Origin of the sequence: Methylobacterium pseudosasicola, assembly GCF_900114535.1 — a bacterium.
GTDB classification, from domain to species: Bacteria; Pseudomonadota; Alphaproteobacteria; order Rhizobiales; family Beijerinckiaceae; genus Methylobacterium; species Methylobacterium pseudosasicola.
Window position 1 is genome coordinate 1 of the sequence record NZ_FOTK01000031.1, and the last position, 16137, is coordinate 16137.

Sequence of the window (16137 nt, forward strand, 5' to 3'; positions counted from 1 at the left end):
CCAGAACGGCCGACCAGACACACCCCAATCCGTCTGATGATCCTCTCATCCCAACGACTTGGGCACACAACAAACACCTTAAAAGGGCTGGGGCTCGGACCTTTTGAATCCCGAACTCAGACGCGCGTGATGCCGCTTTGATCGAGCTTGGCCAGGGCGTCCACGACGCGCTCGCCGGCGATGACGAGGTCCGGGGCGATCTCCGCCAGGGGCACCAGCACGAAGGCCCGCTCGCGGACGTGACGGTGCGGGAGCACGAGGCGGTCGTCGTCCACGGCCGCGCCTTCATAAGCCAGCACGTCGATGTCGATGACCCGCGGCCCCCAGCGCTCCGCGCGCAGCCGGCCAAGATCGCGCTCGACCGACAGGCACGCATCGAGCAGCCCGTGCGGATCGAGATCCGTGTCCACCGCGACCGCGCCGTTGAGGAACCAGGGCTGATCCGTCTTGCCCCAGGGCGGTGTCCGATAGTCGCTCGACCGCGCGACCACATGGATCCCGGGCGTCGCGGCGAGCCCTGCGACCGCGCGGTCCAGCATCTGCGCCATGTCGCCGATATTGCTGCCGATGCCGAGATAGGCCCTCACGCGCGGTCTCCGCGATGCCGGGTGATCGCGACGCTGACCCCGTCGAGGATCGCCGGAACCGGCGCGCTCGGCTTGTCGATCCGCACCGTGATCGCCTCCACGGGCGCAAAGCGTTCGAGGATCGTGCTCGCGATGGCCTCGGCCAGAGCCTCGATCAGGTTGAAGCGCCGCTCGGTGGCAATCTCCACGGCGATCTGGGTCAGGTCGGCGTAGCTCACCGTATGCGCGACATCGTCGGAGCGGCCGGCCGGCGCGAGATCGAGCCGCGCGTCGAGCGAGATGTAGAAGCGCTGGCCGAGCACGGCCTCCTCAGGCAACACGCCGTGGCGCCCGAAGACGGCGATGCGCGCGACGCCGATGCTATCCGCCGGCATGCTCATCGGGCCTCCGGCCGCATCACCGCATCGACCACCCGCATCGCATCGATATGGGCAGCCACATCGTGGACGCGCACGATGTCGGCCCCGAGCGTCGCCGCCAGGGTGTGCGCGGCGAGCGACCCGAAGAGCCGGTCGGCCGGCTTGGTGTCGCGGTCGTGCAGGCGCCCGAGCAGCGACTTGCGCGAGACGCCGACCAGAATCGGAAAGCCGAGCGCCCGAATCTCAGGCAGGCGCCGCAGCGCCTCCAGATGCTGCGACCACGTCTTGCCGAAGCCCGCCCCCGGATCGAGCACGATGTCGCCCTCCGGAATGCCGGCGCGGCGGGCGATGTCGAGGGAGCGCTCGAAGAAGGCCCGCATGTCGGCGACGATGTCGATCTCGGGGTCGATCGTCTCGCGGTTGTGCATGATCACCACCGGAGCGCCATGCGCGGCAGCCACGGCGGCGATGTCGGGCTCGCGCTGCAAGCCCCAGACGTCGTTGACGATGTGAGCGCCGGCTTCGAGCGCTACGCGGGCCGTGGAAGCCTTGTAGGTGTCGATCGAGATCGGCACGGAGAGGCGTGGCGCCACCGCCCGGATCACCGGCAGGACGCGGGCCTGCTCCTCCTCGGCCGGCACCGGAACGTGGCCGGGGCGGGTCGATTCACCGCCGATATCGAGGATCGCAGCGCCCTCGGCCACCAGCCGCTCGGCCTGTGACACGGCCTCGGCCTCGCCGGCGAACAGACCGCCGTCTGAGAAGGAATCCGGGGTGACGTTCAGGATGCCCATCACCAGCGTGCGGGCCCCGAGGCCGGGCAGCAGGTCGGACAGGCTGGGGGAGGGGGGCACGAATCGGGTCCCGTTCGCACATGCGGTTCGGGACCCGGTGTGATCGAAACGACTGGCCAGCGCAACGCCGGCCATCATCACGGATGCATGCTGATTTCGGAAAATCGGATTCGACGTTTCCGCAGCATGCTTCAAGTCATCAGCCGCGATAGCAGCGGATCTCGGCCTCGGCCTGGGCGCGGCGCAGATCGGCGACCTTGTCGTCGAAGATCTTGGTCGACTTGAACTCGTTCGCTCGGTTGCCGATGCCCTGGCGCATGGACAGGACCGTGCTGGCCTGTACGTACTTGTCGTAGGGCAGGATCGCGGCAAGCTGATCGACCGAGCAGGTGCAGCGCTCCATGCTCTCGCGGGTCTGGCCGTTTGCCGCCATGCAGCCGAACACGTAATCGACCCGCGCGTCGGTGGGGTAATCGTTCTCCTCGGCCGCCCAGCCCGCCATGCCCGACACGGCGAGGGCGAGGGCGGCGAGCGCGCCGCGTTCAGCCAGCCTTCTGATCATAACTCAGTTTCTCCTCGAGCAACTCGCCGCCCTCCTGGTTCTTCGACGACGCCTCGATGGAGACGATCTGGCCGGGAACCTCGGGCGCGGTGATGAAGGTGTAGGTCATGTTGTCCATGCCGCGCATGCGCTGTTCCATGGCATCCTTGGCGAAGGGCTGGATCTCGACCTTCCAGCCATCGACCTCGCGGCCGCCCAGGGCGACCTTCGTCGGCGTCACGGTCGCGCCCTCGCGTAGCCCCTTGCGGATCGCGAGCTTCAGGTAGCGCGGGTTTGCCTCAAGCACCTTCGCGAGCCCCCGGAGATGGTTCTCCAGGAACAGCGAGACCACTGGGTTGCCGCTCATGTCCTCGAACGGGCCGGCCGGCATCCGGTTAAGGCCGGAGAACATCACCACGCTGATGTCGCGGGCCTCCGGACTCTTGCCCGGCTCCAGCTTGAGCGTGACCGTATCCGACAGGGGTGCCCCGAACGGCCCCTTGGAGATACCCGAACGGCGCAGGTAATCGTAGGTGATCGTCGAGCCGGGGGCCGCATTCTTCATGTGCGGCTGGTCGAACAGGAGATCGGCTGCCGAGGGCGGAGCCGCGGCATTGACCTGCGTGACCGCGCCGGGCTTGGGCGCATCCTCGGCAAGGGCCGGCATCGCGGCCAGCACCAGCGCGACGGCTGTCGTGGCGAGAAGCTTCACGAGTTGACGTCCTCCTTGAACGGCGACCGGACGTTGCTGCCGATCGTCCGATACACGTAATCCGGCGGGGTCTCGGCCGCCTCTTCGACCGCAAGCGCCCGCACCTTGGCATGGAGCGGCGAGAGCGAGCAGGCCGGGTCGGTGGCCGCGGCATCGCCGGCCAGCGCCAGAGCCTGGCAGCGGCAGCCGCCCCAATCCTTCTCACGCCGGTCGCAGGAGCGGCAGGGCTCCTGCATCCAGTCGGTCCCGCGATAGGCCGTGAAGGCCGGCGAATCCCGCCAGATCTCGCCGAGCGAATGTTCGGTCACGTGCCAAAATTCGAGGCCGGGGATCGTCTCGGCCGCGTGGCAGGGCAGGACCTTGCCCTGGGGCGTGACGTTCATCAGCTTGCGGCCCCAACCGCCTGCGCAGGCCTTGGGGTATTTCGCGTAATAATCCGGCACCACGAGGTCGATGACGAGCTGACCTTTCAGCCGCTCCCGGGCGGCCTCCACGATCCGGATCGAGGCATCGACCTGCGCCTTGTCCGGCATCAGGGCGGCGCGGTTGACGTAGGCCCAGCCGTAATACTGCGTGTGCGCCACTTCGAGCCGCTTGGCGCCCATCTTCACGGCGAGGTCGATGAAGCCCTCGACCTCGTGGATGTTGCCGCGGTGGATCACCGAATTCAGCGTCAACGGCAGACCGAGCTCGACCACCTTGGCGGCGAACTCGAATTTCTGGGGCTGGGCGTTCTTCAGGCCGCCGATTTTTTCCGCGTTCTGGGCATCGACGCCCTGCACCGAAAGCTGCACATGGTCGAGCCCGACGTCGTACAGGGCCTGGAGCTTGCCCAGCGCGCCGCCCACACCGGAGGTGATCAGGTTCGAGTAGAGACCGAGATCCGCGCAGGTCTTGGTGATCTCGACGATGTCGTTGCGCGCCGTCGGCTCGCCCCCCGACAGGTGGACGTGGAGCACGCCGAGACCGGACGCCTCCGTGAGGACGCGCTGCCACGTCGCCGTGTCCAGCTCGCCGGACCGGCGGTCGAGCTCCAGCGGGTTGGAGCAGTAGGGACAGCGCAGGGGGCAGCGATGGGTCAACTCAGCGAGCAGACCCACCGGTGCCGGCACGTCCGGCCGGTTCGGCGTCAGTGCGTTCATCGCTCCAGAACCCGTTTCTCCGCCAAGCCGTCCAGCATCACGAGGATGTCGGCCTCGATGGCCCGCGGATCGGCCACATAGGTCCGGCCCAGCTCATCCGCGATCGCCGCGACGCTGCGGTTGCCGTCCACCAGCTTGAGTACCGCCACGGCGTTGTCGTCGAGGTCGAAGGTCCGCTCAGGGGCGAGCAGGACGTGTTTGCCGCGGGTCTCGTCGTGCCGCAGCCGCACGCCGCGCGGCAGGCGCGGCCGGTCGTCGGCCACCATCTTGCGGACGCCGCCACTCGCCTGAGCGGCCGGTGCCTCGGCGACGAGGCCGGTTCCGGGCGTCCAGGCATCCGGCGGGATCATCCCGGGAGCAACATAGGCGAAGTACAGGGCGTCGAGCTGGGTCCAGAGCACGTTGCACTTGAAGGTCAGCGCCGCCATGGCCTGGCGCTGCAGCTCCGGGGTCGTCGCGTGCGTCTTCACGTAGTCGAGGGCGAAGTCGGCGTCGCGGGGTGCCTGGGTGAGGCGCTTGTCGAAATAGGCGAGTGTGTCCTTCGTGATGAAGTCGTAGTTCTTCAGCATCCCGGCGACGCGCTCGGAGATGATGGTCGGCGAGAACATCTCGGTCAGCGACGAGGCGATCGCCTCCAGCAGGCTCTTCTCGGCGACGAAATGGACATAGGCTTCCACCGAGAACTTCGTCGCCGAGAGGATGCCGCGGGTGGAGAGCACGTAGTCGCGCTCGAAGCCGACGCCCTCGGCGAGCTTCAGCCAGCGCTCGATGCCACCGTCGCCCGGATGGTCGCCGTCATGGTCGACGATGCGCTGCCGCCAAACCCGCCGCAGGGACGCATCCGTCATCCGGGCGAGGACGGCGGCGTCCTTCACCGGGATCATCGCCTGGTAATAGTAACGGTTGAGCGCCCAGGCCCGAACCTGATCCTTCGAGAGCTTGCCGTCGTGCAGGAGCCGGTGGAACGGATGCAGGATATGGTACCGGCGCGCCCCGATGTCGCGGAGGGCCGCCTCAAGCTCGTCGGGGCTCAAAAGGCGCTGACTGTCGGCGGCATCGGGCGTTGGGAAGACTGCGTTCATGGCGTTTCCGGAATCCGTTCTCGGGTCGCGTTTCCTGTACTCCGATCCCGCCCTCATTGAGAGGCGCGTCCAGAAAGCCAGAGAGGATCTTTCAGGGCGCGGCCCCGGCGGAGCGAATGCCCGGGTTCAGGATCAATATAGGGCCGGCGCGGTCTGCACCCAACGGCCGGTCGAACATGTCTCAGAGGGCGAGGCTCAGCCCGTCATGCGCCACAATCCAGCCGGCCGCCTCGACATCAGCCCGTTCCGGCGAGCCCTCGACCAGGACCGGGTTGGTGTTGTTGATATGGACGAAGACCCGGCGCCCGATGGCGGTCCCGGCCAGTGCGTCGATCGAACCGTTCTCACCGCGCATCGGGACATGGCCCATGCGCCAGCCCGTCTTGGTGCCGACGCCGGCGCGAATCATGTCGTCATCGTGCAGGACCGTGCCGTCGAACAGCAGCGCGTCCACGCCCGAAATCCGGTCCCGGAGACCGTCCGTCACCCGGGCACAGCCAGGAATGTAGGCAAGGCGCCGGCCGTTCGATTCGATCAGGGCGCCCACGGTGGTCTCGGTCTCGGCGCCGATCTCCATCGTCTCGTCTTCGAGCCAGAGCGGCACCTTGCCGGGCACCGGAAACAGCGTGACGGAGAGGCCGGGGAGGGGCTCGAACAGCTGCTCCATGGCGACCGCCTGCCGGGCGACTACTCCCTCGGCCATCACGTCGAACACGCGGTTGGCGTTGACGGAGTCGAGAATGCCGCGGGTGGCGGAGAGCGTGTAAGGCTGGCCCTCGCGCAGGGTCAGCAGGCCCGCCACGTGGTCGACGTCTCCATTGGTCAGGAGCACGGACCGGATCGGCGAGTGGCGCAGGCCCTCTCGGGGATGCATCTGCGGATTGTCGAAGAGTTGCTGGCGGATATCCGGCGAGGCGTTGATCAGCAGCCAGTCGGACCCATCCGCCGAGACCGCGATGCTCGACTGAGTCCGGGGGCGCACCCGGTCGGGCTCGGACCGCGCCAGGGTGCAGATGGGGCAGCGGCAATTCCACTGGGGAAGGCCGCCGCCGGCCGCGGAGCCGAGGATCACGACGCGCATGGTGCGGTTCCCGCGATCCCCGGCCCCTGGAAACTTAGTTGAAGGTGTCGATCTCGGCCGACTCGTAGCTCGTCACTTCCATGCCGACACAGATCTCGGACACAACGGGGGCAGCCCACTTCATGGTATTTCTCCTTGGCGGTTCCTCACCGAGCGTCACGGGTTCCTAAGAAACCTCTAAGACACTGATGGCGCTCTGGTTTCCGGCGCGCCCTCGATATCGGCGATTCAGCTCCGGTCTTCAAGCACTAACTTGCCGGATCCTCCCAAATTTTTCGTGAGACTCCACCTAAAAGCCCAGATCCGCGCCAGAAACGTTACCGGATTCGACTTAAGTACAATCGTTTATTGGCGGAAGTCCGGACCGCGCAGCTCGAGCATGAAACCCTTCCCGCGGACGGTGACCAATCCAGGGCCGCCGTAGCGGACGAAGTCGGCCATCTTCGAGCGCAGATACCCGATGTAGACGTCCACCACATTGAGAGAGAGGCCGCCCTGGCTGGCCCAGAGCCGGTCGAAGATGTCGGCGCGGGAGACCGGCTTGCCGATGCTCTCCATCAGCATGGCGAGGAGGTCGGCCTCGCGCGGGGTGAGCCTGGCGCTGGCCTCGCCGCAGCTCGCTTGGCGAGTGTCGAGATCGAGCAGCAGCCGGCCGGCGCTGAGCCGCGAGCGCGGCGCCTCGGCCTGCTCCCGGCGCATCAGATGCGTGCGCAGGCGCGCCACAAGCTCGTCGAACACGAACGGCTTGACGATGTAGTCGTCGGCGCCGAGGGCCAACCCCTCCGCCCGGTCGCGGATCTCGTCGCGGGCGGACAGGAACAGGATCGCCCCCGGGAAGCCACCCTCGCGCAGCGAGCGACAGACATCGTGGCCAGACCCGTCGGGCAGGTTGATGTCGAGGAGGACCGCGCCGGGCGCCGGGTCATGGGCGGCCTTCAGCGCCTCGTCCACGCAGGCCGCGGTGCCGACCTCGAACCCCTCGGCTTCCAGGCCGCGGGCCAACAGGCCCCGGATGTCGATATCGTCCTCGACGATCAGGATCCGCGTCATGCGGCCGACTCCCTCACCTGCGCGCCGCCAACCGTATCCCCGGCCGTGCCCGTTTCCCATGCCGGATCGAGCGCCGGAATGTCCAGGCTGACCCGGGCCCCGCGCCCATCCGGGCCGGCGCCGAGGCGGATCGTGCCGCCGTGCTGCTCGACGATCCAGCGTGCAAGCGCGAGACCGATACCGAAGCCGGTCTCGTCCGGGCTCGGCCCTGCGCCGCGCCGGAAGCGCTCGAACAGCTCGGCCTCCGAGGCGCCGAAGCCCGGCCCGTCATCGGTTACGGTGATCCGGGCGACAGCGTCCGGCTCAGCCGACAGCGCGACCTCGACGCGGCTCAGCCCCTTGGCGTGACGCAGGGCGTTGTCCACCAAGCTCTCGACGGTCTGGCGGATCCATTCCCGGTCGGCCAGGCATTCCACGTCCTGGGTGCCGGGTTCGAGGCTCAGGGCGACCCGGCGGCGCGCAGCCTCGGAGGCCATGTTGTCGACGGCCTCGGCCAGAACCGCGGCGAGCCCGAGGGGGCGCTTGTCGAACTCGATCTCGCCGGATTCGGAGCGAGCGACGCGCAGCAGATCCTCGACGCGCAGCTTCAGCCGCTGCGCCCGCTTGCGGATGGTGGCGAAGACCGGCCCCGGATCGGCGCCCCGGGACGCGCCGCGCAGCGCCAAGTCGCATTCGCCCAGGATCACGGTGAGCGGCGTGCGCAGTTCGTGGCTGACATCCGCGAAGAAGCGCCGGCGCGAACGGTCGACGGCTTCGAGCCGCTCGTTGGCGGCGCGCAGATCGGCGGTGCGGGTCGCCACCGTATCCTCCAGCGCCGCCCGGTCTGCTGCGACCCGCGACTCCCGGCGGGCCAGCCGCGCGGCCATGCGGTTGACGTTGGTCATCAGCAGGCCGAGCTCGTCCCGGGTCGCCACCGAGAGCCGCGTGTCGAGGGCGCCATGGCCGATGGCGCTCGCCGCGCGCCGGACCTCCTCGATCCGGGCCAGGGTCGGACGAGTCACACCTCGATACAGCACGGCGAGCAGGACGAGGGCGGCCGCGACCGCGGCCGCCGCGGCTACCCGCAGGCGCGCCGATAGGGCCCGGGCCTCCTCGGAGCCCAGCGCCATGCTGCGCCGTTCGGCTTCGATCAAGAACGAGAGCGGCTGGCCGGTCATCGCCCCAAAGCCGTTGAGCGCGCCCTTGATCGCATCCTGGCGCTTCTCCGGCTCGGTCTGGCGGCTGATCAGCGCCACCTGCCGGTCGAGCACGACCCGGGCTGCGCGCAGCTGCGCCATCGGGCGCGTCCGGGCGGCGTATTGCATGCGGTCGGCGGGATCATCGCTCGGCGGGAAGCTCTGGGCCAGGGCCGCATCGACCGTGGTCAGCGCTGTGTCGGCATTGTCGCGGGCGATCGCCATGGCCTCGGGCTGGCCGTCGGGATTGCCCACCGTCTCGACCGCCGCCAGGCCGAACTGGGTGAGGCGGCCGGACAGCTCGGCGAGCAGTTCCAGGCGCCGCTGCGCTTCCAAAGTGCGGTCGACGGTGCGCTCGGCGGCGGCGATCGACGCCAGGGCGGCGATGGCGGCCAGCATCACCACGATGGCGGTGCCACCGAGCAGCAGCGCGAAGCGGAGTTTCAGCGAGCGCATCGACTCTGACTCGCCGGGAGCCGCCCTCCGCGGTCGCGGAGCGTCGTCACAGGTTCTTCGGCAGGCTGCCGCGCGCGGCGCAGCGCCAGCGCTCGACATGCCAGTCCGGATGGGCGGCCTGCCAGGTCGCCAGCGCGCTCTGGGAATGGCGCAGGCAGATGAACGGGTTCGAGCCCTCGTAGGACATCTCGATCTGGTCCTCGCGGCAGGTCGAGGGCTGGGCGATGAGGCAGATCGACAGCAGCAGGAGCATGGGCGCGTCTCCCTGGAGCATCATCCCGAAAGGTCGTTGCCGCCTTTCGGAAAGCGATGATGCCACTTTGAGTACCGGCCTCGTGCGGGCCGGCTTGGACAGAGCATATGCCGCGAACGGCCGCTCTGCCCAGGGCGGCGTCAGGACGCGACCCAGATCTCACCCTTGGCGATGGTCGCGAGGTCGCCGGAATAGCGGCGCAGCGGCCGGCCGAGCAACGCGGCATGCTCGGCGCTCAGACCCGAGAGAGTCTTGCCCAAAAGACGCAGGAACACGAGGTCGTGCGTCCCAGTCTCCACGAAGGTTGGCGACAACCGCCCGTGCGAACCGACCAGCAGGGTGCCCCGGCGCATGCCGTAGCCCGGATGGTCGCCCACCGCGAGCGCCGCCAGAGTCCCGGCGATCATGCGGGAGCCGGCATAGGCCCCCGCCCGCCCGGCCAGGATGATGCCGCGCCGCATCCGGTCGCCGAGATGGGCGCCGGCCGTCCCGCGGATGATCAGGGTCGCGCCGTCGAGACCGGCCTTGGCCGCGTAGACGGCGCCGCCGGCATAGTCGCCGGCATCGCCGTCGATGGTGATGGTGCCGCCGGTGGCTCCGGCGCCGGCATAGGGTCCGGCATGGCCGGTCACGGTCAGGCTACCACCGGCCATGCCTTCGCCAAGGCGCTGGCCGACATCGCCGGTGACCCGGATGGCGCCCTCGGACAGGGACGCGCCGACCCGGTCGAGACGCTCATGGCCGCCCTCGATGGTCAGGGTGTCGGAGCCGTCCAGCGCGACCGAGAAGCAGTCGCCGAGACGCACGCCGGTGCGGGTCGTCCCGACCTCCAGGCGCTCGGCCTCGACCTGCGACAGGCGGCTGAGGGCCAGCGGGTTGATGTTGAGGAAGTCGAGCCGCTCGGGCGGGGCCGCGCGCAGGGTGAGGGTGCTCAAGGCTCAGCCCTCCGTCTTGGAAACGTCCCGCGCGAGCAGGTCGCGCAGGTGATAATGATGGCGGCCGAGATTGCCGCCGTAATTGCCCGCCGTGACGGCGATGAGCCCGTGCTTGGCGCCGATCTCGGTGGCGGCATGGAGGCCGGCCCGCATCGAGTCGGACACGCCCTGCGAGGTCAGGGCATCGATCACGATCTCCAACACGACGCCGCATTCGGCGGGCAGCGCCGAGCCGGCCCGGCCCTTCAGGGTCGGGCAATAGGCGTCGTTGGTGGAGGCCATCATGCCCTTGGTCCGGCCGCCGACCTTCGAGCCGGAGCGGACGATGCCGCCTGGGAACGGCAGGATCGCGCCGGGCACCGCCTTGGCGGCTTCCACGGCCGCCTCGGCGACGATCAGCGTTTCCGCATGGGTCCGCCCGAGGAACAGCAAATTGCCGCCGCCGACCGCGCCGTCCACGGCCCGGACCGAATCCTCGCAGAGGAACTCGCCGTCCATGACCGGGATGCGCCAGTAGCGCCGGTCCTTGCCGGTGGCGTCGGGCAGGCGCTTGGCGATGGCAAAGCCGTCACCGAAATACCGGATCGCGCCGCCGAGTTTGATCTTGTTCGGTCCATCGACCCCTGCGAAGCAGGCGGTGCCCGGGCAGGTCAGGATGCACTGACCGACACGCTTGATCAGCTGCTCCTTGAGGCCGTTCGGCTCGAAGCCGAACAGCAGGATGCGCACACCCGGCCGCCCATCCGGAGTCTCCTCTGGCAACAGCACGGCATCGATGCCGGCCTCGGCGCCGCAGCCGATCACCGACGTGGCGAAGCCCGTCATGGTGGTGGCCGCGATCATGGCCCATTTGGCGGTGTCGTTGGTGACGACGATGGCGGTCCCGGCCACGTCGAACGCCTCCGCGAAGGTGTCGACGATCGGGATGCCGTTGAGGCTGAGCTCAGACATTGTTGTTTCCGCCACTCGCCCCGCTGATCACGCCCGGCATGGCACCGCCTCGAAGGTGTCCGCATCCGCGTCGAACGCCGCATCCGGCACCGTGAAGCTGTCGAGCCCCGCGCCGAACCGGTCCGACAGGTAGGCATCGGCGCGCTTGGCCATGGCCGGATCGGACTCGACCGAGAGCGACAGCGTCCGGCCCGCGCGCCACGCGACCACCTCGCCATCCTCGACGATCGGCACGCCGTCCTTGAGGACGAGCTTGGCGGCGGTGAACATCGCCGTGCGGTTGGTATCGTCGCGATAGACCGCGACGTCGGCGCAGGCGCCCGGCCGCAGGTGGCCGCGGTCGGCGAGGCCCAGAAGCTTGGCCGGACCGGATCGGGTCAGCTGGGCGATCTCCGAGAGGGTGTATTCCCGCTCCAGGCCCGGCAGGCCGGACCGCTCGCCGACGATGCCCGGCAGGGTCGCGATCTCGCGGTCGCGTTCGGACTTGTCCATCAGCAGATGGATGATCCGCGGATACTGGGTGAACGGGCCGCCGTTGGGATGGTCGGTGGTCAGGATCGTGCGCTCCGGATCGGTGGAGAGCAACATGATCTCGAGGCCGATCGCCCATTGCAGCGAGCTGGTCGGACCGCGCGGCCGGTACAGGAACGGCACGACGCCGCCGCCCTCGGCATCGCCGGCATTCAGCACCCACTTCTTCGGGTTGGCGCCCTTACGGCCGGCGAACTGCCGCAGGATGTCGAGCGACACGGTCACGGTCTGGCCGAAGACCACCTGCCCGATATCGAGGGTCGCGTTCGGATTGTCGGCGATCGCCCCGGCAATCCGCTCGGCGGCGGAGCGGAAGCCGCCGCCCTCGGTGGCGCCGTAGGCGTAGAATTGCGCATGGGCGAAGTGGATGCGCCGCCCTTCCGCCGCGTTCAGGGTCTCGACGAACGAATCGTCCGCTCCGGGCAGGCCGAGATTGTTGCAGTGGACGTGCAGCGGATGCGGGACGCCGATCTCCTCGACCGCGTCGAGGAGCGAGCCCATGATCTGCCGGGTCGAGAGACCGTAGACCGGGATCTCGTCGTCCAGGGACAGGCGCAGGGCGCCGTCCTTGAAGGCCGAGGCACCTCCGGCATTGATGCACTTCACGCCGAGGCCGCGCGAGGTCGCCACCGAGAGCGCCACGAGATCGCGCACGGCGTTGCCGCCCTGGCGCTCGCGCAACAGCTGCAGCAGCTGGTCGTCATTACCCATCACGGTGAGGGCACCGCGGTCGAGCAGCGGAATGTCGGCGAGTTCCAGCTGGGTCGCCAGCGCGTGGGTCGGCGGCATCGCCGGCTCGACCGCGGTGGTGTAGCCCATCCGCGCGTAGGTCGACCCGATCCAGCCCGCAGCCCCGCCGGCATGGGCGAAGGGATGGCCCTCGGGCGACGCCTCGCTGACATAGAGGTCTGGCAGGAGCAGGCGCGACGTGATCACGTTGCCGCCGGCGATGTGCGAATGCACCTCGACGCCGCCGGCCATCACGACGCAACCCGCCGCGTCGATCACCCGATCGGGCTGCCGGCCCGCCGGATCGACCACACGGCCGTCCTCGATCCAGACATCGCCGACGGCATCGCGGGACGCGGTCGGATCGACGACGCGCCCGCCCCGGATCACGCTCAGCATGCGGGCTCACTCCTCGACGCGGCGCGACCTTCGGCCAGGCGGTCCTTCAGGGCGCCCAGCACCGACGCGGCGGACGGCAGATCCGTCGGCGCCGTGGCCGGCCAGTAGGTCAGCGCGGCGCGCTGCTCGTTCCACAAGACGCCGCCCAGGTCCCGGCCCGGGCGGCCGACCGCGATCACCACGTCGGCGAAAGAGGCCTCGGCCTCGGCGACCAAACCGACAGACGGCACGGCGGCCAGCCAATCGGGACGCGGCACCGGCAGAGCGGCCAGCCAGATCACGGCATCGACCTCGCCGGCGGCGACCTGCCGGGCGACATCGAAACGCCAGGGATCGTGTTTCGGGACGCGGCGGCCGAACCCGCTGCGCGGCGCCTGCCCGGTCATCCAGGCGGCCACCGGCACCACGGCGCGGTCCTGGTCCGCACCCGACACCGCCAGGGTGAAGCAGCGCGTGGTTTCATTCAGCTCCATGGCGAAGGTCTGAAGCATCTCAACGCCGAGCTCACCGAGCTCGGCCGGATCGTACAGCAGGACGCCGTATTGCGCGGCGGTGAGCTGCGCCACGAGCTTGGCCTGCGGCGTGTCACCGGCGAGATGGACTTTTCCGTAGGCGCGCAGCTCCGCGACCGCCTCGGCCAGGCCACCTTCGGCCGGGGTGGCGAGCGCAGCCTTTGAACCGTCCGAGCCGGCGCCGAGCGCCAGGAGCGCGCGGTCCGATCCGGCAGCACGCCCGCGGGTCGGCTTGGTCTCCGACAGGCGCTTCAGCAATGGCGTGCGCCACGGCGCGGCGCCGACGACGAGCACCGCATCGGCTCGGCCCACCGCTTCGGCCGGCGTCGAGGTCATGGCGCCCACCCGGCTCAGCGCGCCGAGCTCGGCATAGGTGCCGACCGCGCCGGCGGTGTCGATGGAGGCGCCGATGCGCCCCGCGAGATCGTAGGCCGCGCGGATCGCGGCGACGTCGGCGCTGAGGCCGGCGATCACCGGCGCGCGCGCCTTGGCGAGCAAGGATACGGCCGCCTCGATGGCGGTGCCCGCGTCCGTCGCGCCACCCTTCACCCAGGCTGCCATGCTCCCTCACGCGATATTCTTGTTTGGCTTCGGAGCGGGCGACGGCCGTAAGACCGGACGAAGCGGGTCGCTCCCGAAGGAAGGGATCCCGCCGGATCGGAATGGCTCGACCGCCCGGCAGATCCGGGCGGACGGCAACTCGGCACGCCGTCGCTGGCCTAGGTTTGCATTCATCCGGCCGCCGCGGCAAGGGGGGTCGGAGCACACGCCGAGCGATCGGCCGTACGATCCCGTTGCTTCGGCCGCGTCCCGCGTGGGACAAGCGCGCCGTTCGGGCGGTTCGCCGGCGGGTTTCGGGGGCATGGGCGTGGGCGAGGTTCCCGGGCGGAACGAGGCGGGTACGGCACAGGGCGCCATCCAGGTCGAGGCGCCGGCCCGGCTCCATTTCGGATTCCTGGACCTGCATGGCGGCCTGGGCCGTCGCTTCGGCAGCATCGGGCTCGCCATCGACACGCCGTCCTTGGCGCTCACCGCCCGCCGGGCCGCGGATTTTTCCGTGATCGGCGACGAAGCCGAGCGGGTCCGCGGCTACGCCGAAGCGGCCGCCGGCCATCTCGGCAGCCCGGACGCAGTCTCGATCCATGTCGAGCGGACGATCCCGGCTCATGCCGGATTCGGATCCGGCACGCAGCTCGCCCTCGCGGTGGCGGCAGCCGTGGCGCAGCTCAATGGAGCTCAATTTTCCGCAAAAACCTTCTCCGCCAGCCTCGACCGGGGCAACCGGTCCGGCGTCGGCCTGTGCGCCTTCACGGAGGGCGGCCTGATCGTCGATGGCGGTCGCGGTGACGACGGTGCGCCGCCGCCGGTGACGGCACGGCTCGCCTATCCCGAAGCCTGGCGGATCGTCCTCATCCTCGACCAGAGCATGGCCGGCGTCCACGGCACGCGAGAGGTGGAGGCGTTCCGCGATCTCCCGCGCTTCCCCGAGGCGCAGGCCGCCGAGATCTGCCGGATCGTGCTGATGCAGGTCCTGCCGGCGGCGGCGCTCGCCGAGCCGCAGGGTTTCGGTGCCGGCATCACGCGAATCCAGGACCTGATCGGCGACCACTTCGCCCCACACCAGGGCGGCCGCTACGCCAGCGCCGCGGTGGCGGAGGCTTTGGCAAATGCCGCCGCGCAGGGCGTGCCGGGCTACGGCCAGTCGTCCTGGGGGCCGACCGGGTTCGTACTGATGCCCTCCGAAGCGGAGGCGCAGGCCCTCGTGGCTCGTCTCGACCGCGGCGGACCGCTCCGCTTCCTGATCGCTCGGGGCCGCAACACCGGCGCCACGATAACCACGGTGGCCTGAACCGGCGCCCCCGGGCTTGACCGCGGCGTCCGCAGGGCGTTTTGGACGGACAGCAGGCGCGGATCGACGCGCGCCGCACGGGATAGGACGCCATGGCCCGCTCGATCCTCCACATGCTGACGCCGCTCCGGCACATGAGCCCGTTCGACGTGAACATGGCCGTCGATGCCGGCTTCGAGACGGTGGTGACCTACACGGAGGTCAGCCTCGCCGACGTGGTCTCGCTGACCCAGGATTCGATTTTTTCTCGCGCGCCGGCCGACGGCACCCGCACGGGCCTCTTCATCGGCGGCAAGAATGCCGAGGACGCCCTCGACATGGTCGACCGCGCCAAGAAAGCGTTCGTGCCACCCTTCGTAAACCATGTCTTCGCCGATCCGGCCGGCTCGTTCACCACCGGCGCCGCCATGGTCGCGCAGGTTTCCCGGGCGCTCCGGCAGAAGTTCAACACCGACTTGACCGGCAAGCGCATCGTGATCTTCGGCGGCGCCGGCGTCGTCGCCTACGTGGCTGCGGTGATCGGCGCGCTTCAGGGCGCGCAGACCGTCCTGGTCGGCCATGACGGCGAGGAGCGGGTCTCGAAGATCGCCTTCACGATGAAGTGGCGCTTCGGCATCGAGGTCGGCGCCGTCGACGGCACGACGCCGGAGGATCGCCGCATCGCGATCCGCGACGCCGACGTGATTCTTTCCGCCGGCCCGGCCGGCATCCCGATCCTCTCGGCCGAGGACCTGAAGTCCGCCCCAAAGCTTCTCGTCGCCTCCGACGTGAATGCCGTGCCGCCGGCCGGCATCGCCGGGATCGACGTCAACGCCGTCGATGTGCCCCTGCCGACCGGGAAGGGCGTCGGCATCGGCGCCTTGGCGGTAGGCAACGTGAAGTACCAGACGCAGCGCCGCCTGTTCGACCGGATGCTCGCCTCCGACACGCCGCTCTGCCTCGATTTCCGCGACGCCTACACCTTGGCGGTCGAGATCGCCGGCTGAGCCGGCACCGGCG

The 16137-nt window shown here is 69.5% G+C and carries 18 protein-coding genes; 2 read left to right on the forward strand and 16 right to left on the reverse strand.

Going from position 1 to position 16137, the window contains the following annotated elements:
- Window positions 1-116: 116 nt before the first annotated feature.
- The 16 genes from folK to BM228_RS24130 form a co-directional block, all read right to left on the reverse strand.
- Window positions 117-587 (reverse strand): 2-amino-4-hydroxy-6-hydroxymethyldihydropteridine diphosphokinase, encoded by a 471-nt coding sequence (folK, locus tag BM228_RS24055; RefSeq protein ID WP_092044567.1) that lies wholly within the window; start codon window positions 585-587, stop codon window positions 117-119.
- Entirely contained in the window at window positions 584-961 is a 378-nt protein-coding gene (gene folB / locus BM228_RS24060) for a dihydroneopterin aldolase (RefSeq protein WP_092044569.1), read from the reverse strand. Before folB ends, folK begins: the two co-directional genes overlap by 4 nt.
- A 2-nt stretch (window positions 962-963) precedes the next feature.
- Entirely contained in the window at window positions 964-1800 is an 837-nt protein-coding gene (folP, locus tag BM228_RS24065) for a dihydropteroate synthase (RefSeq protein ID WP_092044570.1), read from the reverse strand.
- 139 nt (window positions 1801-1939) lie between these two features.
- A complete protein-coding gene (locus BM228_RS24070) occupies window positions 1940-2302 on the reverse strand; it encodes a hypothetical protein (protein ID WP_092044572.1) in 363 nt (120 codons plus the stop codon).
- Complete coding sequence (locus BM228_RS24075) at window positions 2283-2993, reverse strand: hypothetical protein (RefSeq protein WP_092044573.1); 711 nt, start codon at window positions 2991-2993, stop codon at window positions 2283-2285. The genes BM228_RS24070 and BM228_RS24075 overlap by 20 nt, the downstream gene beginning before the upstream one ends.
- A complete protein-coding gene (pqqE, locus tag BM228_RS24080; protein WP_092044575.1) occupies window positions 2990-4135 on the reverse strand; it encodes a pyrroloquinoline quinone biosynthesis protein PqqE in 1146 nt (381 codons plus the stop codon). Before pqqE ends, BM228_RS24075 begins: the two co-directional genes overlap by 4 nt.
- Complete coding sequence (pqqC, locus tag BM228_RS24085; protein WP_092044576.1) at window positions 4132-5217, reverse strand: pyrroloquinoline-quinone synthase PqqC; 1086 nt, start codon at window positions 5215-5217, stop codon at window positions 4132-4134. The genes pqqE and pqqC overlap by 4 nt, the downstream gene beginning before the upstream one ends.
- A 181-nt stretch (window positions 5218-5398) precedes the next feature.
- On the reverse strand, window positions 5399-6298 hold the full coding sequence (gene pqqB / locus BM228_RS24090) for a pyrroloquinoline quinone biosynthesis protein PqqB (protein WP_092044578.1): 900 nt from the start codon (window positions 6296-6298) through the stop codon (window positions 5399-5401).
- Between the two features lie 34 nt (window positions 6299-6332).
- Window positions 6333-6422: a pyrroloquinoline quinone precursor peptide PqqA gene (pqqA, locus tag BM228_RS24095; protein ID WP_007564431.1), complete on the reverse strand. Its 90-nt coding sequence runs from the start codon at window positions 6420-6422 to the stop codon at window positions 6333-6335.
- A gap of 221 nt (window positions 6423-6643) precedes the next feature.
- Complete coding sequence (locus tag BM228_RS24100; protein ID WP_092044579.1) at window positions 6644-7348, reverse strand: response regulator transcription factor; 705 nt, start codon at window positions 7346-7348, stop codon at window positions 6644-6646.
- Window positions 7345-8979: a sensor histidine kinase gene (locus tag BM228_RS24105; protein ID WP_092044581.1), complete on the reverse strand. Its 1635-nt coding sequence runs from the start codon at window positions 8977-8979 to the stop codon at window positions 7345-7347. Before BM228_RS24105 ends, BM228_RS24100 begins: the two co-directional genes overlap by 4 nt.
- 46 nt (window positions 8980-9025) lie before the next feature.
- Window positions 9026-9232: a hypothetical protein gene (locus BM228_RS24110; RefSeq protein WP_092044656.1), complete on the reverse strand. Its 207-nt coding sequence runs from the start codon at window positions 9230-9232 to the stop codon at window positions 9026-9028.
- A 140-nt stretch (window positions 9233-9372) separates the two neighbouring features.
- A complete protein-coding gene (locus BM228_RS24115) occupies window positions 9373-10167 on the reverse strand; it encodes a formylmethanofuran dehydrogenase subunit C (protein WP_092044582.1) in 795 nt (264 codons plus the stop codon).
- 3 nt (window positions 10168-10170) lie between these two features.
- Entirely contained in the window at window positions 10171-11118 is a 948-nt protein-coding gene (gene fhcD, locus BM228_RS24120) for a formylmethanofuran--tetrahydromethanopterin N-formyltransferase (protein ID WP_092044584.1), read from the reverse strand.
- A gap of 27 nt (window positions 11119-11145) precedes the next feature.
- Window positions 11146-12777 carry a formylmethanofuran dehydrogenase subunit A gene (locus BM228_RS24125; RefSeq protein ID WP_092044585.1) on the reverse strand — a complete coding sequence of 544 codons (1632 nt, stop codon included), beginning with the start codon at window positions 12775-12777 and terminating at the stop codon, window positions 11146-11148.
- Window positions 12771-13850 (reverse strand): molybdopterin-binding domain-containing protein, encoded by a 1080-nt coding sequence (locus BM228_RS24130; RefSeq protein WP_092044587.1) that lies wholly within the window; start codon window positions 13848-13850, stop codon window positions 12771-12773. Before BM228_RS24130 ends, BM228_RS24125 begins: the two co-directional genes overlap by 7 nt.
- A gap of 301 nt (window positions 13851-14151) precedes the next feature.
- Between BM228_RS24130 and BM228_RS24135 the strand changes: the two genes are divergently transcribed.
- Together BM228_RS24135 and BM228_RS24140 are read left to right on the forward strand one after the other, a co-directional pair.
- Complete coding sequence (locus tag BM228_RS24135; protein WP_208612087.1) at window positions 14152-15138, forward strand: beta-ribofuranosylaminobenzene 5'-phosphate synthase family protein; 987 nt, start codon at window positions 14152-14154, stop codon at window positions 15136-15138.
- Between the two features lie 92 nt (window positions 15139-15230).
- A complete protein-coding gene (locus tag BM228_RS24140) occupies window positions 15231-16124 on the forward strand; it encodes an NAD(P)-dependent methylenetetrahydromethanopterin dehydrogenase (protein WP_092044588.1) in 894 nt (297 codons plus the stop codon).
- Window positions 16125-16137 lie beyond the last annotated feature (13 nt).